Origin of the sequence: Pseudomonas sp. A014 (genome assembly GCF_052378495.1) — a bacterium.
In the GTDB taxonomy this organism is placed as follows: domain Bacteria; phylum Pseudomonadota; class Gammaproteobacteria; order Pseudomonadales; family Pseudomonadaceae; genus Aquipseudomonas; species Aquipseudomonas machongensis.
The window spans coordinates 3,780,513-3,803,420 of sequence record NZ_CP199001.1 but is presented as its reverse complement, the minus strand read 5'-3'; the positions used below and the strand labels follow the sequence as shown (position 1 = coordinate 3,803,420).

The following is a 22,908-nucleotide window of genomic DNA, read 5'->3' as shown; positions in this document are numbered from 1 at the left end:
GAAGGAACACTAAATGGAATACTTGCTGGAACTTGCCGCGAGCCCCGCCGCCTGGGTCGCCCTGGCTACCTTGGTGGCGATGGAGATCGTGCTGGGTATCGATAACCTGATCTTCATCTCCATTCTCACCAACAAGCTGCCCGAGGCTTACCGCTCCAAGGCGCGACGCATCGGTATCAGCATGGCGCTGATCATGCGCCTGGCGTTGCTCTCTACGGTGGCCTGGATCGTCCAGCTGACGGAGCCGGTGATCGAGGTGTTCGACCACGCCTTCTCCTGGAAGGACATGATCCTGATCGCCGGTGGCCTGTTCCTGCTGTGGAAGGCGACCAAGGAGATTCACGAAAGCGTCGACCCGCATGGTGCGAAGGAAGAGTCCAAGGCCGGCTCCACCGTGACCCTCGGCTTTGCTGCGGCCATCGGCCAGATCCTGCTGCTGGACATTGTCTTCTCGGTAGACAGCATCATTACTGCCGTGGGCATGACCGAGCACCTGCCGATCATGATCATCGCCGTGGTCAGTGCCGTGATCGTGATGCTGGTGGCCGCCGACCCGCTGGCCAAGTTCATCAACGACAACCCTACCGTGGTGATGCTGGCACTGGGCTTCCTGATCATGATTGGCATGACGCTGATCGCCGAAGGTTTCGGCGCCCACGTACCGAAAGGCTATGTGTACGCAGCGATGGCCTTCTCCACGGTGATCGAGATTCTCAACATCATGGTTCGCCGGGCACGCCTGAAGCGCGAGGCGGCGCAAGGCTGACAGCAGGCTGAGGTAAAAGAGAAGGGGCTGCCAGGCAGCCCCTTGTTCTTTTGCGGATCAGGTCAATGTGCCCCGGCGTGCCGGCGGGTGCGATGCAGCGGCTGCGGCTTGGGCATGGTGGCCGCTTGGGTGTGATGCGGTCGGGCATGGCGTCGTGCGATGCGCAGTACCCCCCAGAGCATGGCGGTGGCGACGCTCAACCACATCGCGACCAGCATGAAGATTGCCATTGTCAGGCTCATGTGCGTGCCTCCTTCTCTCGGGACAGCTGTGGGCTGTTCCCTCCAGACACTTACTTAGTCTAGCCGCAGGCGTGTGACGTTCCATTGACCGAAGGTCTATTGCTTGGGTCGTTTCGTTACAAGCCCGAAGCGGGCTATACCCGCGCCGCGCAGGCGCCTATGATCGGAGCCCAGTGCCGGGCGCTGTCTGCCGGGCGTCGAAACAAGCGAGTGTCCATGTCGCAGCATTTCTTCACCTCCCTGAGCCCGCGCCGCCTGCTGGCGGCCTGCCTGGTGGCCGCCAGCCTTGCCGGTTGCGCCGGTTCTCCACCGGCGGCGCTCGACAAACTGCCGCAGCGGGTCGAGATCAGCAGCGTGCCGTTCTATCGTGGCAATGCCAACTTGAGCGGCTCCATGGCCCTGGCCGCCGTGCTTTCGCAGCAGGGCGCGCCGATCACGCCTGGCCTGCTGGACAAGTCACTGAACCTGCCGCAGGACGCGGCGTCGTTGGAGACCGGCATCCCCCGGGTCGCCCGCGAGTACGGGATGGTGGTCTATCCGCTGGACAAGCGCCTGGATGCCTTGCTCACCCAGGTGGCCGCCGGTCATCCAGTACTGTTGCGTTATCACGACGGCTCGGCGCTCTGGGGCGAGCCACGCTATGCGGTGTTGATTGGCTACGACCGTTACAAGCAGCGGGTGTTGCTGCGTTCAGGGATGGCCCGGCGGCATCTGCTGGACTTCGACACTTTCGAGAGTGCCTGGGCCAAGGAGGGGAGCTGGGCTGTGCTGGTACAACCGCCGCAGCGCCTGCCGGCCCAGGTCGATCGCCAGCGCTGGCTGAAGGCCGCCGACGAGCTGGCGCGCGATGGCCAGGAGATTGCCGCGAAACAGGCGCTGCGCAGCCTAGGGCAGTAGTTGCTGGCGGTACTGATTCCATTTCGCGGGTAAACCCGCTCCCACAGGTGCACGTTTGTGGGAGCGGGTTTACCCGCGAAAAGAACAATACGGTGCTACATCAGAACCCCAGGCGATCCCGCAGGCTGTAGTACCACGCACCAATGGCGCTGAACGGTACGCGCAGCATCTGACCACCCGGGAACGGGTAGTGCGGCAGGCCGGCGAAGGCGTCGAAACGCTCGGCCTGGCCACGCAGGGCTTCGGCCAGTACCTTGCCCGCCAGGTGGGTGTAGGTCACGCCATGGCCCGAGCAACCCTGGGAGTAGTAGATGTTGTCGCCGATACGACCGACCTGCGGCAGGCGCGACAGGGTCAGCAGGAAGTTGCCGGTCCAGGCGTAGTCGATCTTCACGTCCTTGAGCTGAGGGAAGGCCTTGAGCATCTTCGGACGAATGATCGCCTCGATGTTCGCCGGATCGCGTGCACCGTAGACCACACCGCCGCCGAAGATCAGGCGCTTGTCGCTGGTCAGGCGGTAGTAGTCGAGCAGGTAGTTGCAGTCTTCGACGCAGTAGTCCTGTGGCAGTAGAGTGCGGGCCAGTTCTTCGCCCAGTGGCTCGGTGGTGATCACCTGGGTACCGCAGGGCATGGACTTGGCGGCCAGTTCCGGCACCAGGTTGCCCAGATAGGCGTTGCCCGCGACGATGATGAACTTGGCGCGCACTTTGCCTTGTGGGGTATGTACCACAGGGTTGGCGCCACGCTCGATGCGTACGGCAGGGGTCTGCTCATAGATGACGCCGCCCAGCGACTCGACCGCAGCGGCCTCGCCCAAGGCAAGGTTCAGCGGGTGGATGTGGCCGCCGCTCATGTCGAGCATGCCGCCGATATAGCTGTCGCAGGCGACCACTTCACGGATGCGCTTCTGGTCCATGAGCTCCAGCTGGGTGTGGCCGAAGCGTTCCCACAGGCGCTTTTGCGACTCCAGGTGGCCCATCTGCTTGCTGGTCAGGGCCGCGAATACGCCGCCGTCTTTCAGGTCGCACTGGATGTTGTACTTGGCCACGCGCTCACGGATGATGCGTCCGCCTTCGAAGGCCATCTCGCCCAGCAGTTGTGCCTGCTTGGGGCCGACGGTGCGTTCGATGACGTCAATGTCGCGGCTGTAGCTGTTGACGATCTGCCCGCCATTGCGGCCCGATGCACCGAAGCCGACCTTGGCGGCTTCGACGACGGCCACCTTGAAGCCGTTCTCCAGCAGGAACAGCGCGCTCGACAGGCCGGTATAGCCGGCACCGATGATGCATACATCGGTCTCCACCTCGCCCTGCAGCGCCGGACGTGGCGGCACCGGGTTGGCCGAGGCGGCGTAGTAGGACTGGGGGTAGGGGGTGTTAGCCATGCTCGGAAAACCTCGTGTTTTATATTTTTAACGAATGTACCGATGCTATCAATAATAATAAACACCCGCTAGTCGTATGGTGAAAATCCTTTACAGGAGCGTTACTGCCACCCATGGGCGCAAACATTTTTAGAATCAGTAGGTTAGCTCGAAAAAAACTGTTGACAGGGATTTTCTAGCGCGTAGAATGCGCCCTCATCGACAGGCACATAGCTCAGTTGGTTAGAGCACCACCTTGACATGGTGGGGGTCGTTGGTTCGAGTCCAATTGTGCCTACCAAATCGAAGAAAAGGGGCGATCCGCAAGGGTCGCCCTTTTTTGCGTCCGGGCATAGCTCCAGCCTGCAAAGTTTTTGATTTTTTTGAGAAAAAACGCTTTACAGGTGTGCATTCGATCACTAATATGCGCACCACACGACAGGCACATAGCTCAGTTGGTTAGAGCACCACCTTGACATGGTGGGGGTCGTTGGTTCGAGTCCAATTGTGCCTACCAAATCGATGAGAGGGGCGATCCGCAAGGGTCGCCCCTTTTGTTTTGGCCTCAGGCAATGCCGGCTTGGCTGCGACACGCCCTGCGACAGCCTGGCCGTCGGCGCTCTGTATCCTCCATGCTAGAATCCGGTCCTTCAAATCAGGAGATAGGTGCGTGCGCAAACTGGCGGTGGTAATGGCGGTGCTGGCCCTGGCTGGCTGTGAGAACGAGGTCGAGGGCGTGCACAACCAGGTGGCCGAACACCTGCACAATCCCAAGACGGCCAAGTTCGCCAACGTGCGGATCGACACTCAGGGTTCGATCTGCGGTCAGGTCCGCGGCAAGGACGACGCCGGCCAGTATGAAGCCTATCGCAGCTATGTGGCGATCAAGCACGATGGCCAGTACGAGATCCTGGTCGACGATAGCGGCAACAATCTGCGCATCCGTGAGATCTGCGGCGGTGCCGAGCTGCAGCGCCGTGCCGATGCCCTGGCTGGCGAACCGGCGCCGGAAGGCTGGGATGTCGAAGTCGTGCAGGGGCCCAATATGGGGGCACTCACCGACATGACCGCGCGCCTGATCGAAAAAGGCATCCCTTCCTGGGTCGAATACCGCGACGGCAAGCCTGTCGTGCTGATGGGGCCTTTCCCCACCAAGGACGAGGCCAATGCGCGCAAGGCCGACGTCATGGCACGCCTGGGCACGGATTCGATCGTCATTCAGCACGGCGTCAAGCGCTGATACTCCCGCGCCCGGGCAGGGGCGTTGCATAGCCTCTGTCATAGCCCCCAGTACTGCGGCCTCTACTGCCAAGGAGGCCGATCACGCCCGCCTTACCATTCAATAGGCCCCGATACAGCGACAACGAACCGGCACTGATCTTGTACAAGCGCCATGGCTTTGAAGTCGAAGGACATTTACTGGACTATGCTTTGCGTGACGGCATCCTTGTCGATGCTGTTGCAATGGCGCGTGTGCGACGACGTGCGGGGTTAAAGGAGGGGTCATGTCTAGCCTGGAACGAGCAATCGTGGTGGCGACCAGAGCCCACGAAGGGCAGATCGACAAAGGCGGCGCCGCATACATCCTGCATCCGCTGCGGGTGATGGAGCGGGTCTCGACGCCCGAGCAGCGGATCGTCGCGGTGCTTCACGATGTGCTGGAGGATACGCCGCTGACCCTGTCCGACCTGGCCCGCGAGGGCTTCACTGTGAAAATCCTGGCGGCGCTGCTGGCGTTGAGTCGGCGTGAGGGTGAGCGCTACGAGGATTTCGTCGTGCGGCTGGGCAGTGATCCGCTGGCGCGCGAAGTGAAGCTGGCCGACCTCGCCGACAACAGTGACCTCTCGCGAATCGTATGTCCGGGGCCCGCCGATATCGCCCGGCTGAGCCGTTATCGAGAGGCCAGCGCCTATCTGCAGGCGCTGGCGTGATAGCGCACGCCCTTGGCGGGGGCGTCTGGTCACGATACGGGGCCGACTCTACAGGGAGTCAGCTGCTTCAGCCTCCGGGTCATTGAGCGTGGTCATGCACGCATCCATCAGTACATGCAGCGCGCTGATGCGCTCGAGCCCCAGCGCGTCCTGCAATGAGTCTTGGGCCGCCTGCCACGCCTGACTGCCTTCCTCGCGTTTTTCTATCCCGGCCTCGGTGATCTGCACCGCACGGCTGCGCGCGTCGCCGCCTGCCGAAATGGTCAGCCAGCCCTGGGCTACCAGTGGTTGCATGTTGCGCGTCAGGGTCGAAGGTTCCATCTGCATGGCCTTGGCCAACTCACCTGGACGCAACGGGCCGAGCCGCAGCACATGGGAAAGCAGGGCGTACTGGGTGTTCTTCAGGCCTATGGCAGCCAAGTGCTGGTCGTAGTGGCGGGTGACCATGCGCGTCAATTGGCGCAGTTTGAGGTTTGTGCAGCCAGAGGGCTTGATTGATGTGTTCATGTGAAATATTGTACCTGCAACATTTGTATATGCAAATGTTCTGTTGGCCGGGGGCGATCCACCCTGGCGCCTTTTGGAACGGTATTCATCGGCTCAGGAGCATCCATGCGCTACACACCCTTTGGCAAGACCGGATTACAACTGTCCCAGCTGGCATTGGGTACAGGCAACTTTGGCACCGCCTGGGGTCATGGCGCCGACCCCGATGCATGCAAGGCGATGTTTGACACCTATCTTGAGGCTGGCGGCAATCTCATCGATACGGCGGACATCTATCAGTTCGGTGAGTCTGAAACGCATCTGGGGCGCTTGCTGGCAGGGCGCCGCGATGAGGTGGTGCTGTCGACCAAGTTCACCCAGGGCGCCTCGCCCACTGCGGGCGTGCTGGCCACCGGCAATAGCCGCAAAGCCATGGTCACGTCTTTGGAGGCCAGTCTCAAGCGTTTGAACACGGACCGTGTCGATCTGTACTGGGCTCACTTCCCCGATCATGTGACCCCGACCGAAGAGCTGCTGCGTGGTCTGGAAGACCTCTCGCGATCAGGCAAGGTGCTGTATGTCGGCCTGTCCAATTTCCCTGCCTGGCGTGTGGCCCATGCGGCCACCTATGCCCAGCTTGCTCGCGCCGTGCCTATTGCTGCTGCACAGTTCGAACACAGCCTGGTGCGCCGCGAATGCGAGCTGGACCTGCTGCCGACCTGTCGAGCATTGGGGTTGGGCATGATGACTTTCTCGCCCTTGGGCGGCGGCATGCTGACCGGCAAGTACCGCCAGGGCGAGGCCGGGCGAGCTCAGGGCCTGGGCGGCAAGGTGTTCCAGGCAGAGAATTCGCCGCAGCGCAGCGCGATCCTCGATGCGCTGCTAGGTGTGGCGCAGGAGCATGGCGTACCGGCAGATCAGGTGGCGATCGCCTGGGCCGCCAGTCACGACACATTGCCGCTGATAGGGCCGCGCTCGCTGGCGCAGTTGCAATCGAACCTGGCGGCGCTTGAGGTGAAGCTCAGCAGCGAGCAGTTGCAGCGCCTGGATGACGTCAGCCAGCTCGTGTCGCTGCAGGTCGAGCGGACTGCTCGCATTCCGGTGGCATGACTGACCTTGCTTCCGGGGCGCCGTAAAGGCGCTCCCGGTTCATGAGGCTCAGCGGCAGTTGCCGGCCTTGCGGTAACCGGCCGCCCGGGCTTGCGACTCGGACTCGAAGCTCACCTGGTTCTTGGCCGACACCTGATTGTAGCCAGGGCAGCCGCTGGGCAGATGGTAGACGTGGCTGTTCTGGTTGCCGATGATCGTGCCCGTCATGCTGGCCTTGGCCAGGGTGGGCTGAGGTGTGGCCTTGATGGGTTTGTCGGCAACGCCACTGACCACACCGTCGCCGACGGTCTTGTAGCCGACTGTCCAGCGCCGCTCACCGCTCACGAACGGGTTGGCGTGCCCCATGATGCCGGCGATGCGACGGTCGCGCTCGCGCTCCCAGGTGGTGACCGGATACTGCTTGTCCCAGGCCATCAGTAGTTGTTGCTGCTGGCGAGACATGTTCAGGCCATAGCGATCGAACATATAGAAGGTGGTGCGGGCGACCAGGCCTTTGACTTCATCGCGCGGCTCGGCAGCGCGCTGGTTGAAATCGACGCGAGTCTTGCACTGGCCGTACTGCTGCCCCACACCCGAGGCCATGCCATAGTTGAAGTTGCTGCGATCGCCATTCACCTCGCCCACGGCCGGGTACAGGTTGAACAGGTCGGCTTCCATGGCACGGAATACCGGGTCGTCGTCGGCGCAGTGCTCGCGGCCACCGTTCTTCCAGCATTGACGTTGATGACCCAGGGTCCAGGCCGGCACGATGTGTTCCCACTCGGTGCGGTCGGCGCGGGTCTGTTGCTTTCGGGCTTGCAGGCCGCAGGAGGCGGGGTCGATGCGCCCGCCGGACTTGCCCACCCAGGTCCACTTGCAGCCGCAGTAGAGCTCACCCATGGCGCTGCTGGCCTGGTCGAGATAGATCTTCTGTTTGGCCACGACCTTGGCTTCGGCAAAGGTGGCGGGAGGGTTGGCGAGCGCTGGAGTGGCGACGGACAGGAGCAGGGCAACGGCAGACAGCAGTTTTTTCATGGGCGAGCGCAAATCATCTTTCGGTGGAAGAGGCGGGGCGGGGAGGAAGGATCAGTCTTCTTTGGGGACGGTCCAGAAGATCTGGATGCCGCCATCGTCACGGTGGGCGAGGGTGACGTTGTCGTTCTCGGCGATTTCTTCGAGCAGGGTTTCCCAGTCGTCGGGTGACTCGTGCTCCAGGCGGAAGATCAGCGCCGCGCGGCTGCGCTGGGCGGTGGGGCTGTTGATGATCTTCTGGATGCGTACGCCCAGTTGTTCATAACTGCTGGGCGCTGCGGCGGTGCTGGCCATGGAACTTTCCTTATTTTGCTGTATGTGCGTACAGTATTTCACTGTCAGTTTTTTCGCAACAGCATGTCAGGCAAAAAGCATCCAAAGGCTAATGCGGTTGTAGCAGGAGCGGCACAGGGCCGCTCCAACTCAAACCTGAATCAATATTCCCAGAAGATCCGCTGCAATTCTTTGCTGTCCTGGGTCTTGGTCATGGCGACCATTGCCAGGATCCGCGCCTTCTGCGGGTTCAGGTCATGGGCCACGACCCAGTCATTCTTGTCGTCCGGCTGTTCGGCGTTACGCAGCACGAAACCGCCCTGGTTGACGTGCGAGGAACGAATGATCTGCACGCCTTCCTTGCGCAGTTCCTGCAGTGCCGGGACTACGCGCGACGACACCGAGCCGTTGCCGGTGCCGGCATGGATGATCGCCTTAGCGCCACCCTGGGCCAAGGCCTTGTAAGCGGTATCGGTCACGTTGCCGTAGCCATAGGCGATGTCCACTTGGGGCAGGCTGCTGATCTGCTTGATGTCGAACTCGGAGTTGCTGGTGTGGCGCTTGGCCGGCAGGCGGAACCAGTACGATTTGCCTTCAACGACCATGCCCATCGGACCCCAGGCGCTCTTGAACGCCTCGGTCTTGATGTTGACCGACTTGCTGACGTCACGACCGGACTGGATCTCGTCGTTCATGGTCACCAGTACGCCCTTGCCACGTGACTGCTTGTCGCCAGCCACGGCCACGGCGTTGTACAGGTTGAGCATGCCGTCGGCAGACATCGCGGTGCCCGGACGCATCGAGCCGACGACCACGATCGGCTTGTCGGTCTTCTCGACCAGATTGAGGAAGTAGGCTGTCTCTTCCAGGGTGTCGGTGCCGTGGGTGATGACGATACCGTCGACATCCTTGCTGTCGGCCAGCTCTGCGACACGTTTGGCCAGCTTGAGCAGGTCGTCGTTGCTGATGCTTTCGGAGGCGATCTGCATCACCTGTTCGCCACGTACATTGGCGATGTCGGCCAGTTCCGGCACGCCGGCAATCAGCTTGTCGATGCCCAACTTGGCAGCTTGGTAGGTCGCGCTGTTGGCAGCGCTGGCGCCGGCCCCGGCAATGGTGCCGCCAGTGGCGAGGATGACCACATTGGCGAGCTTCTGCTGTTGTTCTGCTTCCTTGGCGGAAACGGTCATTGGCAGTGCAAGCAGCAGGGCGAGTGCGCCCGGTGCAAAGGTTTTCAGTGCGGTGTTCATTATTTTTTCTTCTCTCTTCCAAATGAGATGTTTATTCGCACAGGGTTGTAGGCAGGTTCCGTACCAAGGGGGCGGCAGTGGTGAGGCGCAGGGAGAATTGAGTCGGATTTTTCACGGCCAAACCCGCTCCCAGCAGTGTGTGGAGCACTCAACGACGGCGCTGCCATGTTAGGCACGGGTTTTCCCGCGAGGCGGGTTGCAGAGGGTTTTGCTATTCGGAAATCCGAACAATCTCTACAGTAGCTATTCGGTTTTCCGACTATTTGCCGGATAATCTCCGAGCAGTACGACGGGAGCTGGAACCCCGGAAAGTCATTTGACAAAACCTGTTCCTGTTCCCATAGTAAGGCAGCGCAAACGTTTGCGGTCCGATAAAAACCACAAGATTCGGAGTTATCCATGAAGCTGCCGTTCCCAGGTCGTCTGCTGGCTATTGCCATTCTCTCCTCCCTGTCTCTCGCCATCCCGCTGTCCCAGGCCCATGCCGAGGACAAGCCCAAGGTTGCGCTGGTCATGAAGTCGCTGGCTAACGAGTTCTTCCGCACCATGGAGGATGGCGCCAAGGCCTACCAGAAAGAACATCCCAACGATTTTGAACTTGTCGCCAACGGCATCAAGGACGAAACCGACACCGGCAACCAGATCCGTATCGTCGAGCAGATGATCGCCACCGGCGCCAAGGCCCTGGTCATCGCTCCGGCCGACTCCAAGGCTTTGGTGCCCGTGATCAAGAAGGCCATGGACGCGGGCATCACCGTGGTCAACATCGACAACCGCCTCGACCCCGAAGTGCTCAAGAGCAAAGGTATCAGCGTGCCGTTCGTTGGCCCCGACAACCGCAAGGGCGCGCGTCTGGTTGGCGATTACCTGGTGAAAGAGAAGCTCAAGGCCGGCGATCAGGTTGGCATCATCGAAGGTGTGCCGACCACCACCAACGCCCAGCAGCGCACCGCGGGCTTCAAGGATGCGATGGAGGCTGCCCAGATGAAGATCGTTTCGGTGCAGTCTGGCAACTGGGAGATCGACAAGGGCAACGCCGTTGCTGCCTCGATGCTCAACGAATACCCCGATCTCAAGGCGCTGCTGGCGGGTAACGACAGCATGGCCCTGGGCGCGGTCTCGGCTGTGCGTGCTGCCGGCAAGACCGGCCAGGTACAGGTGGTCGGCTACGACAACATCAACGCCATCAAGCCGATGCTCAAGGACGGCCGTGTGCTCGCCACGCTCGACCAGGCAGCCAGCCAGCAGGCCGTGTTCGGTATCCAGGCGGCGCTGAAGATGGTCAAGGGCGAGAAGCCTGATGTCGATGCCGACAATGTCATCCAGACACCGGTAGAACTGATCACCAAGTGATGCTGGCAGTGCGCTGAGTCCGATGCAGCGGTGGTTCGCCGCTCCCGCAGAGTCAGCGCCAGTTCAAGCAGTTGCAGCGCGTTCCATGAGAGAGGTGGCCATGTCGGCCCATGAATCCGTGCTCAGTGTCACCGGCCTGGGCAAGACGTACGCCCAGCCCGTGCTCGGCGATGTCACGCTAGACCTGCGCGGTGGCGAGGTGCTCGCCCTGACTGGCGAGAATGGCGCCGGCAAGAGCACCTTGTCCAAGCTCATCAGTGGCCTGGAAACCCCCACCACCGGGCAGATGACCTACCGCGGCCAGCCTTATAGCCCCGCGAGTCGCAGCGAGGCTGAGCGCCTTGGTGTGCGCATGGTGATGCAGGAGCTCAACCTGCTGCCCACGCTCACCGTTGCCGAGAACCTGTTCCTCGACAACCTGCCCAGCCGCGCCGGCTGGATCAGCCAGAAGCGCCTGCGCCAGTTGGCCACCGCGGCCATGGCCCAGGTCGGGCTGGACGCCATCGATCCGGACACCCCGGTCGGCGAGCTGGGCATTGGCCATCAGCAGATGGTCGAGATCGCCCGCAACCTGATCGGCGACTGCCACGTGCTGATCTTCGACGAGCCCACTGCGATGCTTACTGCGCGCGAAGTGGAGCTGTTGTTCACGCAGATCGAACGTCTGCGCCAGCGCGGCGTGGCCATCGTCTATATCTCGCACCGGCTCGAAGAGCTGCAGCGTGTCTCGCAGCGCATCGCCGTGCTGCGCGACGGCAAGCTGGTGTGCGCCGAGCCGATTGCTCGCTACAGCAGCAACGAATTGGTCAACCTGATGGTCGGCCGCGAAGTCGGCGAGCACATCGACCTTGGCCGCCGCGAAATCGGTGCGCCGTTGCTCAAGGTCGAACACATGACCCGTGGCGACAAGGTGCGCGATGTGTCGTTCGAGGTCAGGGCAGGGGAGATCTTCGGTATCTCCGGGCTGATCGGTGCCGGGCGTACCGAGCTGTTGCGGCTGATCTACGGTGCCGATCGCGCCGACAGTGGCAGCATCCAGCTCGGACGCCCGCTGCAGCCTGTGGTCATCGACTCGCCCAAAGCCGCTGTGCGCGCCGGTATCGCGCTGATCACCGAGGACCGCAAAGGCGAAGGCCTGCTGCTGCCGCATTCGATCAGCGCCAATGTCGCCCTGGGCAACCTGGGTGCGGTATCGCGGGCCGGGATCCTCGACGCCACTGCCGAGCGTGAGCTTGCCGAGCGGCAGATCAGCGCCATGCGTATCCGTAGCGCGAGCCCCGCCCAGGCGGTCGGCGAGCTGTCTGGTGGCAATCAGCAGAAGGTGGTGATCGGTCGCTGGTTGGAGCGCGACTGCCAGGTGCTGATGTTCGATGAACCCACCCGCGGCATCGACGTCGGCGCCAAGTTCGACATCTATGGGTTGCTGGCCGAGCTTGCCCGCCAGGGCAAGGCCCTGGTGGTGGTGTCCAGTGACCTGCGCGAGCTGATGCTGATCTGCGACCGCATCGCCGTGCTTTCTGCTGGCCAACTGATCGAGACCTTCGACCGTGATGGCTGGAGCCAGGACCAGATCCTTGCCGCCGCCTTCGCCGGTTATCAGAAACGTGACGCACTGCTGCACGACGCAGCTCCCAGGATGGATGTATGAAGACCCCCTCCCTCGACTCCTCCGACAGCACGCCGGCCCGCCGCAGCGGCACCTATTTCGGCCTGGGTACCTACCTGGGGCTGGCCGGCGCCTTGCTGGCGATGATCGTGCTGTTCTCGTTCCTGAGCAGCCACTTCCTCTCGTACGCCACCTTCAGCACCCTGGCCAACCAGATTCCCGACCTCATGGTGTTGGCCGTCGGTATGACCTTCGTGCTGATCATCGGTGGTATCGACCTGTCGGTCGGTTCGGTACTTGCCCTGGCCGCCTCGACCGTCAGCGTCGCCATCCTCGGCTGGGGCTGGAGTGTGCTGCCTGCCGCGCTCCTGGGCATGGCCATCGCCGCCCTGGCCGGTAGCATCACCGGTGCGGTCACCGTGGCCTGGCGCATTCCGTCGTTCATCGTCTCGCTCGGCGTGCTGGAAATGGCCCGCGGCCTGGCCTACCAGTTCACCGATTCACGCACCGCCTATATCGGCGACGCATTCTCCTGGTTCTCCAACCCGATCGCCTTCGGGATCTCCCCGGCATTCATCATCGCCTTGCTGGTGATCGTGCTCGCCCAGCTGGTGCTGACCCGCACCGTGTTCGGTCGTTACCTGATCGGCATCGGCACCAATGAAGAGGCCGTGCGCCTGGCAGGCATCGACCCGCGTCCGTACAAGATCGGCGTGTTTGCTCTGATGGGGTTGCTGGCCGGTCTTGCCGCGCTGTTCCAGATTTCCCGCCTTGAGGCTGCTGACCCGAATGCGGGCTCGGGCCTTGAGCTGCAGGTGATTGCCGCCGTGGTGATCGGCGGCACCAGCCTGATGGGCGGGCGAGGCTCGATCATCAGCACGTTCTTCGGTGTGCTGATCATTTCCGTACTGGCTGCGGGCTTGGCGCAGATCGGCGCTTCCGAGCCAACCAAGCGCATCATCACTGGCGCTGTGATCGTCATCGCCGTGGTCCTCGATACCTATCGCAGCCGACGTGCGACCCGGCGGAACTGACCCATGGCAACCATCAAAGACGTCGCGGCACTGGCGGGTATTTCCTACACCACTGTGTCCCATGTATTGAACAAGACCCGTCCGGTCAGCGAGCACGTGCGGCTGAAGGTCGAGGCCGCCATCGCCGAACTGGACTATGTTCCAAGCGCCGTGGCCCGCTCGCTCAAGGCGCGCAGCACCGCGACCATCGGCTTGCTGGTGCCCAGCAGCGTCAACCCGTACTTCGCCGAGCTGGCGCGCGGTATCGAGGACGGCTGCGAGCGCAACGGTTATTGCGTGATCCTGTGCAATTCGGACGATGATCCGAAGAAGCAGCGCAGCTACCTGAGGGTGCTGCTGGAAAAACGCATCGATGGCCTGATCGTCGCCTCGGTGGGCGAAGACCGTGACCTGCTCGAAAGCCTGGCTGCCGTGCGCACGCCAATGGTCATCGTCGACCGAGCCCTCGAAGGTGTCGATGCCGACCTTGTGCGTATCGATCACGAGCTGGGGGCCTATCTGGCTACGCGCCACCTGCTTGAGCTCGGCCATACCGACATTGCCTGCATCGGGGGGCCGGCCGAGACTGGCGTCAGCCAACTGCGTGTGACCGGTTTTCGTCGCGCCATGGCCGAGGCCGGGCTGGACGTGGCCGCCGATCGCGTGCTGCATAGCGACTTTACCAGCCCTGGTGGGCACGCAGCGGCTGCGCAGCTGCTCGAAGACAGGCCGCCGACGGCGATCTTTGCGGGCAACGACATGATCGGCTTCGGTGTGTTGCGTGCTGCGGCCGAGCGCAATATCGACGTCCCTGGCCAGCTCTCGGTAATCGGTTTCGATGACATCGAGCTGAGCCGCTATGTGTATCCGCCGCTGACCACTGTCGGCCAGTCGATCCGCGAGCTGGGCGACAGCGCTGCGCAGTTGCTGCTGTCGCGCATCGCTACACCGCGCCGCGATACGGCGCAGCAACGTATCGTCGCGCCGCGTATCGTGCTGCGCGAATCCACCGGGCCGCGCCCGGACCTGTTCAATGATTACCGCTAAGGAAGACCCATGCATGCCAAGGTCGTAGTGGTCGGCAGCCTCAACATGGACCTGGTGGCCCGTGCCGAGCGTCTGCCGCGTGGCGGCGAAACCCTCGCCGGCGACAGTTTTTTCACCGTGCCCGGCGGCAAGGGTGCCAACCAGGCCGTCGCTGCCGCGCGCCTGGGGGCGAGCGTGGCCATGGTCGGCAATGTCGGCGATGACGCCTATGGCCAGCAGTTGCGCCATGCCCTGGAGAGCGAGAGCATCGATTGCCAGGCGGTGGGCGTCTGCGCGGGCGTGTCCAGTGGCGTGGCGTTGATCGTGGTGGATGCCGCCAGCCAGAACGCCATCGTCATCATCCCGGGCGGCAATGGCCTGTTGACCCCCGAGTCGGTGCAGCGCTTCGATGCGTTGCTGCAGAACGCCGAGGTGATCATTTGCCAGCTCGAGGTGCCACCTGCCACCGTGGCGTGGACTCTGGCTCGCGGTCGCGAGCTGGGCAAGACGGTCATTCTCAACCCGGCCCCAGCGACGGACCCGCTGCCCAGAGCGTGGTTCGCCCATATCGACTACCTCATCCCCAACGAGAGCGAGGCCGAGGCCTTGACCGGCCTGCCGGTGAACGATATCGACAGTGCTCGCTGTGCCGCCGAGCGCCTGCGCGAATGGGGCGCGGGCAAGGTGATCGTCACCCTGGGCGCTGAAGGTGCATTGTTCGTCAGCGAGCATGGCAGCCGTCATTTCCCGGCGACCAAGGTTAAGCCGCTGGACACCACGGCTGCAGGCGATACCTTCGTCGGCGGCTTCGCGGCTGGGCTTGCCTGTGGGCTGGAGGAGGGCGAGGCGATCGTACGGGGGCAGCGCGCTGCAGCCATCTCGGTCACCCGTGCAGGGGCGCAGCCATCCATTCCCTTCCTCAAGGAGTTGGCGCCATGAAGAAGACCACGCTGCTCAATATCGCCCTGTCGCGCACCATTGCCGGCTTGGGGCATGGCGACATCCTGGTGATCGGCGATGCCGGGCTGCCGGTGCCGCCAGGGGTGGAATTGATCGACCTGGCATTGACGCCGGGCATTCCGGATTTTGCCAGCGTGTTGCGCGTGGTGCTCAGCGAGATGCAGGTGGAGCGGCACGTGTTGGCCGACGAGATTTTCAGCGCCGCACCGCCCGGGCTGGTGGAGGTCGAGGAGCAGCATGCGCTGGGCTTGCTCGGTGAGCGTGAGCGCATGCCTCACGAGGCGTTCAAGGCCTTGAGCCAGCGGGCGCGGGCGGTGATCCGCACCGGGGAGTGCAAGCCCTACAGCAATATCGCGTTGATCGCGGGCGTCACGTTCTAGGTAGAGGGCGCCTTTACCGGCCCGCCCACCCGAAACAGACCAAACAACAAAAGCAAAGGAGTGAAGCGGGATGTTGATCAACAAAGCCAAACGTTTGCTACAAGGAGTCGTGCTCATGTCGACGATGGCCGCCGCCAGTGCATTCGCCGCCCCGCGGGACCTGATCATCGACACTGACCCCGGCGCCGACGATGTCGTGGCCTTGTTTCTGGCCATGGCCTCGCCCGAGGAGCTGAAGATCCGCGCCATCACCACCGTCGCCGGCAATGTGCGTCTCGACAAGACCTCCCGCAACGCACGCCTGGCGCGCGAATGGGCCGGCCGTGAAGACATTCCGGTCTACGCCGGGGCGGGGCGCCCCCTGGTGCGCACGCCGATCTACGCCGCCGATGTCCATGGCGAGGAAGGCTTGACCGGTGTCGCGGTGCATGAGCCTAAGCAGCCTCTGGCCAAAGGCAATGCCGTGCAGTACCTGGTCGACACCCTCGATACCGCCGAGCCCCACAGCATCACCATCGCCATGCTCGGCCCGCAGACCAACCTCGCTCTGGCGCTGATCCAGAAGCCGGAAATCGTCAAGGGCATCAAGGAAGTGGTGATCATGGGCGGCGCCCACTTCAATGGCGGCAACATCACCCCGGTGGCCGAGTTCAACCTCTACGCCGATCCGCATGCTGCCGAAGTGGTGCTGGCCAGTGGCGTCAAGCTGACTTATCTGCCGCTGGACGTGACCCACAAGATCATCACCAGCGACGCTCGTCTCAAGCAGCTCGCCGCTGTCGGCAACGACGCCAGCAAGAAGGTGGTGGACATTCTCAACGCCTACATCAAGTACGACATGGACAAGTACGGCATGAGCGGTGGCCCGGTGCACGACGCCACGGTCATCGCCTACCTGCTCAAGCCAGAGCTGTTCAGTGGCAAGCAGATCCACATGACGGTCGACAGCCGCGAAGGCCCGACCTTCGCCCAGACTGTCGCCGACTGGTACGGCGTGCTCAAGCAGCCGGCCAACGTGATGTGGATCGAGAACGGCGACGCCCAGGGCTTCTTCGACCTGCTCAGCGCTCGCCTGGCTCGATTGAAATAGCGGCGTGCGGCGCGTAGCGCTCGAACACTTGTTCGATGAAGCTGCGCGCCGCTTCACTGCCCCGATCACGGACCAGCAGGTCGATGGCGATCAGCAGTAATTCTTCCGGAGTGCTCGGGCTGTAGGCGCTCTGGCCCTCGGCCCATTTGACCTTGATGTCGGCGTCTATGCTGTGGGTGTTCATGGGGGTACTCGCGACTGTGCCTGGTGCCTGGGGTCGAACACCGGCTCCTGGCGTTCGCGGGGGAGGCGAGACGCACTCCACGTCTGCCAAGTAAATCATGCCTTTGCAGCCGTTGCGCTGCGACTTAAGCATAAGCAGGCCCCCCGCCCTAACCAATCGCCACGGTGCAAAATCCGGTCACGATTGCTTTTGGCCTGATCGGGCGAGATCAGGCAGACTTGAGCGGTTTTGCAACAAACTGTGAGCGGAGCGGTCGCATATGACAGTTCCCGAGATCGATTAGGAGGATTCATGTTTCGTACCCGCGCTTCCCTGGCGACCTTGCTGATGGCTGCCGTTCTGGCTGGTTGCAGCACCGGTGGCTCGTCTGATGGCGGCAGCGCCGCGCCGGCGGCCCCTGCTGGTGGCGATGGCCGTTGCAGCGCCGGTGGTGCCGATTTCGCTGTCGGCAAGCAGGGCACGCCCGAGCTGCTCGAGCAGGCCCGCAAGGCAACGGGTGCGCAGACCGCCCGCATCCTCAAGCCCCATGATGTCGTCACCTTGGAATACCGCTCCGATCGTTTGAACCTGAACGTCGATGAGCAGGGCAAGGTCATCCGCGCCAACTGCGGCTGATCGCCCGAGGGAGATGGTTTGTCCGGATAAATCCGAATCCATGAAAAAACCCGCCGGTGAAGGCGGGTTTTTTTACTGCGGTATCCGAATTACTCCGGACGAACCTGAGCAGCCTGCATGCCCTTCTGGCCTTTTTCGGCAACGAAGGAAACAGTCTGGCCTTCTTTCAGGCTCTTGAAGCCGTCGGATTCGATGGCCTTGAAGTGTACGAACAGGTCGTCGCCGCCGCCTGCTGGGGTGATGAAGCCGTAGCCTTTCTCATCATTGAACCATTTGACGGTGCCTTGTTGGCGATTGGACATGAGGTGAATCTCCAGAACATTTAGTTTTTCAGTGGTGCAATGCGGCCGAGGCTACGGAGCACCGGCAACATCATAGTCTAATTCTGCTTATGTAGCGCTGTTTACCTTAGCCGGATACTGATCTGGCGCAAACAATGCGCGATCGGTGCGGCTCGGCGGGTCATCATTTTGGCTTGCAGGCGGCCTGTACCACGCTCTGGGCTTTCGCCATCAACTTGGCGTCGACGCCGTCCGTGCTGTCGAGGTCCTGGATCTCCTTATCGGTGAAATTCTTTTTGATGGCTTGGGCGCCGCAATCGCAGTGCTTCTTCGCCGTTGCCGCGTCCACGCCCTGGCCGGTCGCGACTTGCTGGCACTGGGTCATGTAGGCTGCCTCCTTGCCGGCGGGGAAGTTACCTGCGGTGGCGGCCAGTGGCAGCAGCAGGACGCTCGCGGCACACGCGGCCAGAAGAGACTGAACTCGCATAACCAGACACTCCTTGGGTTAGGTCTCATCAAGAGTAGGATGCTTCAGAGGGTCTGATAGGAATTTTTCCGTACAAGTTCACCGCTCCGGCGTAAATTCCAAATATTTCTGCGTCACGCGCAGGCCGCGTGCTAGCATGGTCGGCTTGCAGCTGTTCACGTCCAGCGCGCAAGTTATCTTTCCAGTCACTCTGGTTCGCCCCTGACAGGCCGAAAGGCTTCTGCCGCTGTGAGGCAGGCTTTCCCCCGGGAAAGGCAGGTCGGATCTTGTACTGGCTCATCCCAACCCACGTGACCTTTGGTAGGGGTCACCACTAGGAGAGGAGGCGCCATGCCCACCATTACTCTTCCCGATGGCAGTCAACGTTCGTTCGACAAGGCCGTAACCGTAGCTGAAGTTGCCGCATCCATTGGTGCAGGCCTCGCCAAGGCCACCTTGGCCGGCAAGGTCGACGGCAAACTGGTCGATGCCTGCGACCTGATCGAACACGACGCCACCCTGCAGATCATCACCCCCAAAGATGAAGAGGGACTGGAGATCATCCGTCACTCGTGCGCCCACCTGATCGGCCACGCGGTGAAGCAGCTGTACCCGACCGCCAAGATGGTGATCGGCCCGGTGATCGACGAAGGCTTCTATTACGACATCGCCTACGAGCGTCCTTTCACCCCCGAGGACCTCGCTGCGATCGAACAGCGTATGCACCAGCTGATCGACAAGGACTACGACGTCGTCAAGAAGATGACCCCGCGCGCCGAAGTCATCGATGTGTTCAGCACCCGTGGCGAAGACTACAAGCTGCGTCTGGTCGAAGACATGCCGGACGAGCAGGCCATGGGCCTGTACTATCACGAAGAATACGTCGACATGTGCCGTGGCCCGCACGTGCCGAATACCCGCTTCCTCAAGGCGTTCAAGCTGACCAAGCTGTCCGGTGCCTACTGGCGCGGCGACGCCAAGAACGAGCAGCTGCAGCGCGTGTACGGCACCGCCTGGGCTGACAAGAAGCAGCTGGCGGCCTATATCCAGCGCATCGAAGAAGCCGAAAAGCGCGACCACCGCAAGATCGGCAAGCAGCTCGACCTCTTCCACCTTCAGGAAGAAGCCCCAGGCATGGTGTTCTGGCACGCCAACGGCTGGACCGTCTACCAGGTGCTCGAGCAGTACATGCGCCAGGTCCAGCGCGAGAACGGCTATCAGGAAATCAAGACCCCGCAGGTCGTCGACCGCATCCTCTGGGAGCGTTCCGGCCACTGGTCCAACTATGCCGAGAACATGTTCACCACTTCGTCGGAAAACCGCGACTACGCGGTAAAACCGATGAACTGCCCGTGCCACGTGCAGGTGTTCAACCAGGGCCTGAAGTCGTACCGCGATCTGCCGCTGCGCCTGGCCGAATTCGGTGCCTGCCACCGCAACGAACCGTCTGGTGCTTTGCACGGCATCATGCGCGTGCGTGGCTTCGTGCAGGACGACGCCCACATCTTCTGCACCGAAGAGCAGGTGAAGAAGGAAGCGGCCGACTTCATCAAGCTGACCCTGGACGTATACAAGGACTTCGGTTTCACCGACGTTGCCATGAAGCTGTCCACTCGTCCGGCCAAGCGTGTCGGTTCCGAAGAGCTGTGGGACCGTGCTGAAGGCGCGCTGGCCGACGCCCTGAACGAATCCGGTCTGGCCTGGGAATACCAGCCGGGCGAGGGCGCGTTCTATGGTCCGAAGATCGAGTTCACCCTGCGCGACTGCCTCGGTCGTAACTGGCAGTGCGGTACCCTGCAGTACGATCCGAATCTTCCGGAGCGTCTGGATGCCAGCTATATCGCCGAAGATAACGCCCGTAAGCGTCCAGTAATGCTGCACCGCGCCATCCTCGGCTCTTTCGAGCGTTTCATCGGCATGCTGATCGAGCACTACGCCGGTGTGTTCCCTGCGTGGCTGGCGCCGACCCAGGCGGTGATCATGAATATCACCGACAAGCAGGCCGATTTCGCCCTCGAGGTGGAAAAAACGCTGAATGGAAGCGGTTTCCGTGCCAAGTCCGACTTGAGAAATGAGAAGATCGGCTTTAAAATCCGCGAGCATACGTTGCTGAGGGTCCCGTACCTTTTGGTTATAGGGGACCGCGAAGTCGAAACGCAAACCGTCGCTGTGCGTACTCGCGAAGGCGCAGACCTGGGCTCCATGCCCGTCGCGCAATTCGCTGAGCTTCTGTCGCATGCGGTTTCCCGGCGTGGTCGCCAAGAATCGGAGTAATGACTATTAAGCGTGAAATGAGAAACGATAAACGAACTGCACCTAAGGCACCGATCAACGAGAATATCTCGGCACGCGAGGTTCGGTTAATTGGCGCTGATGGCGAGCAGATTGGCATCGTCTCGATTGATGAAGCGCTTCGTATCGCTGATGAAGCGAAGCTGGATCTGGTGGAAATCTCCGCTGACGCTGTCCCGCCTGTTTGCAAGGTGATGGACTACGGCAAGCACCTCTTCGAGAAGAAGAAGCAGGCCAACGAAGCGAAGAAGAACCAGAAGCAGATCCAGATTAAAGAAATCAAGTTTCGTCCAGGGACGGAAGAAGGGGATTACCAGGTAAAACTACGCAACCTGGTACGTTTCCTTACCGATGGGGACAAGGCCAAGATCTCTCTGAGATTCCGCGGCCGTGAGATGGCCCACCAGGAGCTGGGTATGGAACTGTTGAAGCGGGTCGAAACCGACCTCGTCGAATACGGGACCGTCGAACAGCATCCTAAGATGGAAGGACGCCAGCTTATGATGGTCATCGCTCCCAAAAAGAAGAAGTAATCTCCCGGGCACGGCAGGCCTGATGATTATTGTGTAATTTTATCGAATGCGGAGTTCCAACATGCCAAAAATGAAAACCAAGAGCGGTGCTGCGAAGCGTTTCCTGAAAACAGCTTCCGGCTTCAAGCACAAGCACGCTTTCAAGAGCCACATCCTGACCAAAATGTCGACCAAGCGTAAGCGTCAACTGCGCGGTGCCAGCTTGCTGCACCCGTCTGACGTGGCAAAAGTCGAGCGCATGCTGCGCGTACGTTAATTTCGGTCAAAGATAGAGGAAGTTACTCATGGCTCGTGTAAAGCGTGGCGTCATCGCTCGTAAGCGTCACAAGAAAATTCTGAAACTGGCTAAAGGCTACTACGGTGCACGCTCGCGCGTATTCCGCGTTGCCAAGCAAGCGGTCATCAAGGCAGGCCAATACGCCTACCGCGACCGTCGCCAGAAGAAGCGTCAGTTCCGCGCTCTGTGGATCGCTCGTATCAACGCCGGTGCCCGCACCAACGGCCTGTCCTACAGCCGTCTGATTGCTGGCCTGAAAAAGGCGTCGATCGAAATCGACCGCAAGGTTCTGGCCGACCTGGCAGTGAACGAAAAAGCGGCGTTTGCTGCGATTGTCGAGAAAGCTAAAGCCGTCCTGGCTTAAGTACCCGCGACAATCATCCGCTGGCGCTCTGTGTCGGCGGGTGTAAAACGTCATCGATAGGGGAAGAGCCTTCAAAGCTCTTCCCCTATTTTCGTATCTGGAGTCTGTACATGGAAAACCTGGACGCGCTGGTCTCCCAAGCCCTCGAGGCCGTGGAGCGCGCTGAAGACATCAATACCCTGGAACAGATCCGGGTCCAATTTCTCGGCAAGAAGGGCGAGCTGACCCAGGTGATGAAGACCCTGGGCAACCTGCCAGCCGAAGAGCGCCCCAAGGTCGGTGCGCTGATCAACGACGCCAAGGAACGCGTCACTGACGTGCTCAACGCACGCAAGGCCGCCTTCGAAGAGGCTGAGCTGAACGCTCGCCTGGCTGCCGAATGCATTGATGTCACCCTGCCAGGCCGTGGCCAGGCCACCGGTGGCCTGCACCCGATCACCCGTACCCTCGAGCGCATCGAGCAGTTCTTCACCCACATCGGCTACGGCATCGCCGAAGGCCCTGAGGTCGAAGACGACTACCACAACTTCGAAGCGCTCAACATCCCCGGCCACCACCCGGCCCGGGCGATGCACGACACCTTCTACTTCAATGCCAACATGCTGCTGCGCACCCACACTTCGCCCGTTCAGGTGCGGACCATGGAAAGCACCCAGCCGCCGATCCGCATTGTCTGCCCGGGCCGCGTATACCGCTGCGACTCGGATATCACCCACTCGCCGATGTTCCACCAGATCGAAGGCCTGCTGGTCGACCGCGACATCAACTTCGCCGACCTCAAGGGCACCATCGAAGAGTTCCTGCGGGTGTTCTTCGAGAAAGAGCTGGCGGTGCGTTTCCGTCCGTCGTTCTTCCCCTTCACCGAGCCGTCCGCCGAAGTCGACATGGAGTGCGTGATGTGCTCCGGCAAAGGCTGCCGCGTGTGCAAGCAGACCGGCTGGCTGGAAGTGATGGGCTGCGGCATGGTCCACCCGAACGTGCTGCGCATGTCCGGCATCGACCCGGAAGAATTCTCCGGCTTCGCCTTCGGCATGGGTGTCGAGCGCTTGGCCATGCTGCGCTATGGCGTCAACGATTTGCGTCTGTTCTTCGACAACGACCTGCGGTTCCTGGCGCAATTCCGCTAGGCCACACCTCGA

The 22,908-nt window shown here is 61.7% G+C and carries 27 protein-coding genes and 2 tRNA genes; 20 read left to right on the top strand and 9 right to left on the bottom strand.

Features of this window, described 5'->3' with window-relative positions:
- The first annotated feature begins 13 nt into the window (after window positions 1-13).
- Window positions 14-766, top strand: a complete 753-nt coding sequence (locus tag ACTYOL_RS17685; protein WP_054892071.1) for a TerC family protein — start codon at window positions 14-16, stop codon at window positions 764-766.
- 62 nt (window positions 767-828) lie between these two features.
- Here ACTYOL_RS17685 and ACTYOL_RS17680 read toward each other — a convergent pair whose 3' ends face one another.
- Window positions 829-1,008: a hypothetical protein gene (locus ACTYOL_RS17680; RefSeq protein ID WP_197891267.1), complete on the bottom strand. Its 180-nt coding sequence runs from the start codon at window positions 1,006-1,008 to the stop codon at window positions 829-831.
- Window positions 1,009-1,167: 159 nt separating this feature from the next.
- On the opposite strand from ACTYOL_RS17680, the gene ACTYOL_RS17675 reads away from it, so the two are divergent.
- Entirely contained in the window at window positions 1,168-1,905 is a 738-nt protein-coding gene (locus ACTYOL_RS17675; protein ID WP_200603305.1) for a peptidase C39 family protein, read from the top strand.
- A 100-nt stretch (window positions 1,906-2,005) separates the two neighbouring features.
- On the opposite strand, the gene ACTYOL_RS17670 is transcribed toward ACTYOL_RS17675, so the two are convergent.
- The gene (locus ACTYOL_RS17670) at window positions 2,006-3,289 is read right to left on the bottom strand and encodes an NAD(P)/FAD-dependent oxidoreductase (protein ID WP_444756841.1); all 1,284 of its coding nucleotides are present in this window, start codon (window positions 3,287-3,289) and stop codon (window positions 2,006-2,008) included.
- A 203-nt stretch (window positions 3,290-3,492) separates the two neighbouring features.
- Between ACTYOL_RS17670 and ACTYOL_RS17665 the strand changes: the two genes are divergently transcribed.
- The 4 genes from ACTYOL_RS17665 to ACTYOL_RS17650 all read left to right on the top strand — a co-directional run bounded on the left by ACTYOL_RS17665 (window position 3,493) and on the right by ACTYOL_RS17650 (window position 5,199).
- Window positions 3,493-3,569 (top strand) — tRNA-Val (locus tag ACTYOL_RS17665).
- A gap of 139 nt (window positions 3,570-3,708) precedes the next feature.
- Window positions 3,709-3,785 (top strand) — tRNA-Val (locus ACTYOL_RS17660).
- A gap of 153 nt (window positions 3,786-3,938) precedes the next feature.
- Window positions 3,939-4,508: an SPOR domain-containing protein gene (locus tag ACTYOL_RS17655; protein WP_444756840.1), complete on the top strand. Its 570-nt coding sequence runs from the start codon at window positions 3,939-3,941 to the stop codon at window positions 4,506-4,508.
- Between the two features lie 265 nt (window positions 4,509-4,773).
- The gene (locus ACTYOL_RS17650) at window positions 4,774-5,199 is read left to right on the top strand and encodes a GTP pyrophosphokinase (protein ID WP_054892066.1); all 426 of its coding nucleotides are present in this window, start codon (window positions 4,774-4,776) and stop codon (window positions 5,197-5,199) included.
- Between the two features lie 48 nt (window positions 5,200-5,247).
- Here the strand turns inward: ACTYOL_RS17650 and ACTYOL_RS17645 are convergent, their stop codons facing one another.
- Window positions 5,248-5,706 carry a MarR family winged helix-turn-helix transcriptional regulator gene (locus ACTYOL_RS17645; RefSeq protein WP_054892065.1) on the bottom strand — a complete coding sequence of 153 codons (459 nt, stop codon included), beginning with the start codon at window positions 5,704-5,706 and terminating at the stop codon, window positions 5,248-5,250.
- Between the two features lie 105 nt (window positions 5,707-5,811).
- Between ACTYOL_RS17645 and ACTYOL_RS17640 the strand changes: the two genes are divergently transcribed.
- The gene (locus tag ACTYOL_RS17640) at window positions 5,812-6,795 is read left to right on the top strand and encodes an aldo/keto reductase (protein WP_153772783.1); all 984 of its coding nucleotides are present in this window, start codon (window positions 5,812-5,814) and stop codon (window positions 6,793-6,795) included.
- Between the two features lie 48 nt (window positions 6,796-6,843).
- Here the strand turns inward: ACTYOL_RS17640 and ACTYOL_RS17635 are convergent, their stop codons facing one another.
- From ACTYOL_RS17635 to ACTYOL_RS17625, 3 genes are all read right to left on the bottom strand, one after another.
- The gene (locus ACTYOL_RS17635; protein WP_125929591.1) at window positions 6,844-7,809 is read right to left on the bottom strand and encodes an endonuclease; all 966 of its coding nucleotides are present in this window, start codon (window positions 7,807-7,809) and stop codon (window positions 6,844-6,846) included.
- Window positions 7,810-7,860: 51 nt separating this feature from the next.
- Window positions 7,861-8,100, bottom strand: coding sequence for a DUF1654 domain-containing protein (locus ACTYOL_RS17630; RefSeq protein WP_054892062.1), 240 nt, complete (start codon window positions 8,098-8,100; stop codon window positions 7,861-7,863).
- Between the two features lie 140 nt (window positions 8,101-8,240).
- Window positions 8,241-9,329, bottom strand: coding sequence for an asparaginase (locus ACTYOL_RS17625; RefSeq protein WP_054892061.1), 1,089 nt, complete (start codon window positions 9,327-9,329; stop codon window positions 8,241-8,243).
- A 399-nt stretch (window positions 9,330-9,728) separates the two neighbouring features.
- On the opposite strand from ACTYOL_RS17625, the gene ACTYOL_RS17620 reads away from it, so the two are divergent.
- The 7 genes from ACTYOL_RS17620 (at window position 9,729) to ACTYOL_RS17590 (ending at window position 16,757) form a co-directional block, all read left to right on the top strand.
- On the top strand, window positions 9,729-10,682 hold the full coding sequence (locus ACTYOL_RS17620) for a sugar ABC transporter substrate-binding protein (RefSeq protein WP_054892060.1): 954 nt from the start codon (window positions 9,729-9,731) through the stop codon (window positions 10,680-10,682).
- A gap of 94 nt (window positions 10,683-10,776) precedes the next feature.
- On the top strand, window positions 10,777-12,330 hold the full coding sequence (locus ACTYOL_RS17615) for a sugar ABC transporter ATP-binding protein (protein ID WP_153772789.1): 1,554 nt from the start codon (window positions 10,777-10,779) through the stop codon (window positions 12,328-12,330).
- The gene (locus ACTYOL_RS17610) at window positions 12,327-13,322 is read left to right on the top strand and encodes an ABC transporter permease (RefSeq protein WP_444756839.1); all 996 of its coding nucleotides are present in this window, start codon (window positions 12,327-12,329) and stop codon (window positions 13,320-13,322) included. The genes ACTYOL_RS17615 and ACTYOL_RS17610 overlap by 4 nt, the downstream gene beginning before the upstream one ends.
- A 3-nt stretch (window positions 13,323-13,325) precedes the next feature.
- On the top strand, window positions 13,326-14,348 hold the full coding sequence (locus ACTYOL_RS17605; RefSeq protein ID WP_063545313.1) for a LacI family DNA-binding transcriptional regulator: 1,023 nt from the start codon (window positions 13,326-13,328) through the stop codon (window positions 14,346-14,348).
- 9 nt (window positions 14,349-14,357) lie between these two features.
- Window positions 14,358-15,266, top strand: a complete 909-nt coding sequence (gene rbsK / locus ACTYOL_RS17600; protein WP_444756838.1) for a ribokinase — start codon at window positions 14,358-14,360, stop codon at window positions 15,264-15,266.
- The gene (rbsD, locus tag ACTYOL_RS17595) at window positions 15,263-15,667 is read left to right on the top strand and encodes a D-ribose pyranase (RefSeq protein ID WP_444756837.1); all 405 of its coding nucleotides are present in this window, start codon (window positions 15,263-15,265) and stop codon (window positions 15,665-15,667) included. Before rbsK ends, rbsD begins: the two co-directional genes overlap by 4 nt.
- Before the next feature lie 124 nt (window positions 15,668-15,791).
- Window positions 15,792-16,757 carry a nucleoside hydrolase gene (locus ACTYOL_RS17590; RefSeq protein WP_151926244.1) on the top strand — a complete coding sequence of 322 codons (966 nt, stop codon included), beginning with the start codon at window positions 15,792-15,794 and terminating at the stop codon, window positions 16,755-16,757.
- Here ACTYOL_RS17590 and ACTYOL_RS17585 read toward each other — a convergent pair.
- Window positions 16,729-16,941 (bottom strand): hypothetical protein, encoded by a 213-nt coding sequence (locus ACTYOL_RS17585; RefSeq protein ID WP_444756836.1) that lies wholly within the window; start codon window positions 16,939-16,941, stop codon window positions 16,729-16,731. The two genes, ACTYOL_RS17590 and ACTYOL_RS17585, sit on opposite strands and share 29 nt — an antisense overlap.
- A gap of 291 nt (window positions 16,942-17,232) precedes the next feature.
- On the opposite strand from ACTYOL_RS17585, the gene ACTYOL_RS17580 reads away from it, so the two are divergent.
- Complete coding sequence (locus ACTYOL_RS17580) at window positions 17,233-17,556, top strand: I78 family peptidase inhibitor (RefSeq protein ID WP_153772779.1); 324 nt, start codon at window positions 17,233-17,235, stop codon at window positions 17,554-17,556.
- Window positions 17,557-17,645: 89 nt separating this feature from the next.
- Here ACTYOL_RS17580 and ACTYOL_RS17575 read toward each other — a convergent pair whose 3' ends face one another.
- Entirely contained in the window at window positions 17,646-17,858 is a 213-nt protein-coding gene (locus ACTYOL_RS17575) for a cold-shock protein (protein ID WP_012313861.1), read from the bottom strand.
- 163 nt (window positions 17,859-18,021) lie between these two features.
- Window positions 18,022-18,324: a hypothetical protein gene (locus ACTYOL_RS17570; RefSeq protein ID WP_054892052.1), complete on the bottom strand. Its 303-nt coding sequence runs from the start codon at window positions 18,322-18,324 to the stop codon at window positions 18,022-18,024.
- A 330-nt stretch (window positions 18,325-18,654) separates the two neighbouring features.
- Here ACTYOL_RS17570 and thrS point away from each other — a divergent pair, with 330 nt between their 5' ends.
- From thrS to pheS, 5 genes are all read left to right on the top strand, one after another.
- Window positions 18,655-20,577 (top strand): threonine--tRNA ligase, encoded by a 1,923-nt coding sequence (gene thrS / locus ACTYOL_RS17565; protein WP_054892051.1) that lies wholly within the window; start codon window positions 18,655-18,657, stop codon window positions 20,575-20,577.
- Window positions 20,577-21,128, top strand: coding sequence for a translation initiation factor IF-3 (gene infC / locus ACTYOL_RS17560; RefSeq protein ID WP_172964767.1), 552 nt, complete (start codon window positions 20,577-20,579; stop codon window positions 21,126-21,128). Before thrS ends, infC begins: the two co-directional genes overlap by 1 nt.
- A gap of 61 nt (window positions 21,129-21,189) precedes the next feature.
- Window positions 21,190-21,384 carry a 50S ribosomal protein L35 gene (gene rpmI, locus ACTYOL_RS17555; protein ID WP_003250667.1) on the top strand — a complete coding sequence of 65 codons (195 nt, stop codon included), beginning with the start codon at window positions 21,190-21,192 and terminating at the stop codon, window positions 21,382-21,384.
- Between the two features lie 28 nt (window positions 21,385-21,412).
- Window positions 21,413-21,769: a 50S ribosomal protein L20 gene (rplT, locus tag ACTYOL_RS17550; protein ID WP_003250671.1), complete on the top strand. Its 357-nt coding sequence runs from the start codon at window positions 21,413-21,415 to the stop codon at window positions 21,767-21,769.
- A 110-nt stretch (window positions 21,770-21,879) separates the two neighbouring features.
- Entirely contained in the window at window positions 21,880-22,896 is a 1,017-nt protein-coding gene (pheS, locus tag ACTYOL_RS17545) for a phenylalanine--tRNA ligase subunit alpha (RefSeq protein ID WP_054892050.1), read from the top strand.
- The last annotated feature ends 12 nt before the right edge of the window (window positions 22,897-22,908 follow it).

Bases quoted from the DNA above. Each gene is read 5' to 3' on its own strand.
- pheS (WP_054892050.1), top strand. From the start codon at position 21,880: ATGGAAAACCTGGACGCGCTGGTCTCCCAAGCCCTCGAGGCCGTGGAG.
- ACTYOL_RS17585 (WP_444756836.1), bottom strand. From the start codon at position 16,941: ATGAACACCCACAGCATAGACGCCGACATCAAGGTCAAATGGGCCGAG.
- ACTYOL_RS17675 (WP_200603305.1), top strand. From the start codon at position 1,168: ATGATCGGAGCCCAGTGCCGGGCGCTGTCTGCCGGGCGTCGAAACAAG.
- infC (WP_172964767.1), top strand. From the start codon at position 20,577: ATGACTATTAAGCGTGAAATGAGAAACGATAAACGAACTGCACCTAAG.
- rplT (WP_003250671.1), top strand. From the start codon at position 21,413: ATGGCTCGTGTAAAGCGTGGCGTCATCGCTCGTAAGCGTCACAAGAAA.
- ACTYOL_RS17610 (WP_444756839.1), top strand. From the start codon at position 12,327: ATGAAGACCCCCTCCCTCGACTCCTCCGACAGCACGCCGGCCCGCCGC.
- ACTYOL_RS17625 (WP_054892061.1), bottom strand. From the start codon at position 9,329: ATGAACACCGCACTGAAAACCTTTGCACCGGGCGCACTCGCCCTGCTG.
- ACTYOL_RS17590 (WP_151926244.1), top strand. From the start codon at position 15,792: ATGGCCGCCGCCAGTGCATTCGCCGCCCCGCGGGACCTGATCATCGAC.
- rbsD (WP_444756837.1), top strand. From the start codon at position 15,263: ATGAAGAAGACCACGCTGCTCAATATCGCCCTGTCGCGCACCATTGCC.
- ACTYOL_RS17580 (WP_153772779.1), top strand. From the start codon at position 17,233: ATGTTTCGTACCCGCGCTTCCCTGGCGACCTTGCTGATGGCTGCCGTT.
- ACTYOL_RS17670 (WP_444756841.1), bottom strand. From the start codon at position 3,289: ATGGCTAACACCCCCTACCCCCAGTCCTACTACGCCGCCTCGGCCAAC.
- ACTYOL_RS17635 (WP_125929591.1), bottom strand. From the start codon at position 7,809: ATGAAAAAACTGCTGTCTGCCGTTGCCCTGCTCCTGTCCGTCGCCACT.
- thrS (WP_054892051.1), top strand. From the start codon at position 18,655: ATGCCCACCATTACTCTTCCCGATGGCAGTCAACGTTCGTTCGACAAG.
- ACTYOL_RS17680 (WP_197891267.1), bottom strand. From the start codon at position 1,008: ATGAGCCTGACAATGGCAATCTTCATGCTGGTCGCGATGTGGTTGAGC.
- ACTYOL_RS17630 (WP_054892062.1), bottom strand. From the start codon at position 8,100: ATGGCCAGCACCGCCGCAGCGCCCAGCAGTTATGAACAACTGGGCGTA.
- ACTYOL_RS17575 (WP_012313861.1), bottom strand. From the start codon at position 17,858: ATGTCCAATCGCCAACAAGGCACCGTCAAATGGTTCAATGATGAGAAA.
- ACTYOL_RS17685 (WP_054892071.1), top strand. From the start codon at position 14: ATGGAATACTTGCTGGAACTTGCCGCGAGCCCCGCCGCCTGGGTCGCC.
- rbsK (WP_444756838.1), top strand. From the start codon at position 14,358: ATGCATGCCAAGGTCGTAGTGGTCGGCAGCCTCAACATGGACCTGGTG.
- ACTYOL_RS17645 (WP_054892065.1), bottom strand. From the start codon at position 5,706: ATGAACACATCAATCAAGCCCTCTGGCTGCACAAACCTCAAACTGCGC.
- rpmI (WP_003250667.1), top strand. From the start codon at position 21,190: ATGCCAAAAATGAAAACCAAGAGCGGTGCTGCGAAGCGTTTCCTGAAA.
- ACTYOL_RS17605 (WP_063545313.1), top strand. From the start codon at position 13,326: ATGGCAACCATCAAAGACGTCGCGGCACTGGCGGGTATTTCCTACACC.
- ACTYOL_RS17570 (WP_054892052.1), bottom strand. From the start codon at position 18,324: ATGCGAGTTCAGTCTCTTCTGGCCGCGTGTGCCGCGAGCGTCCTGCTG.
- ACTYOL_RS17650 (WP_054892066.1), top strand. From the start codon at position 4,774: ATGTCTAGCCTGGAACGAGCAATCGTGGTGGCGACCAGAGCCCACGAA.
- ACTYOL_RS17640 (WP_153772783.1), top strand. From the start codon at position 5,812: ATGCGCTACACACCCTTTGGCAAGACCGGATTACAACTGTCCCAGCTG.
- ACTYOL_RS17620 (WP_054892060.1), top strand. From the start codon at position 9,729: ATGAAGCTGCCGTTCCCAGGTCGTCTGCTGGCTATTGCCATTCTCTCC.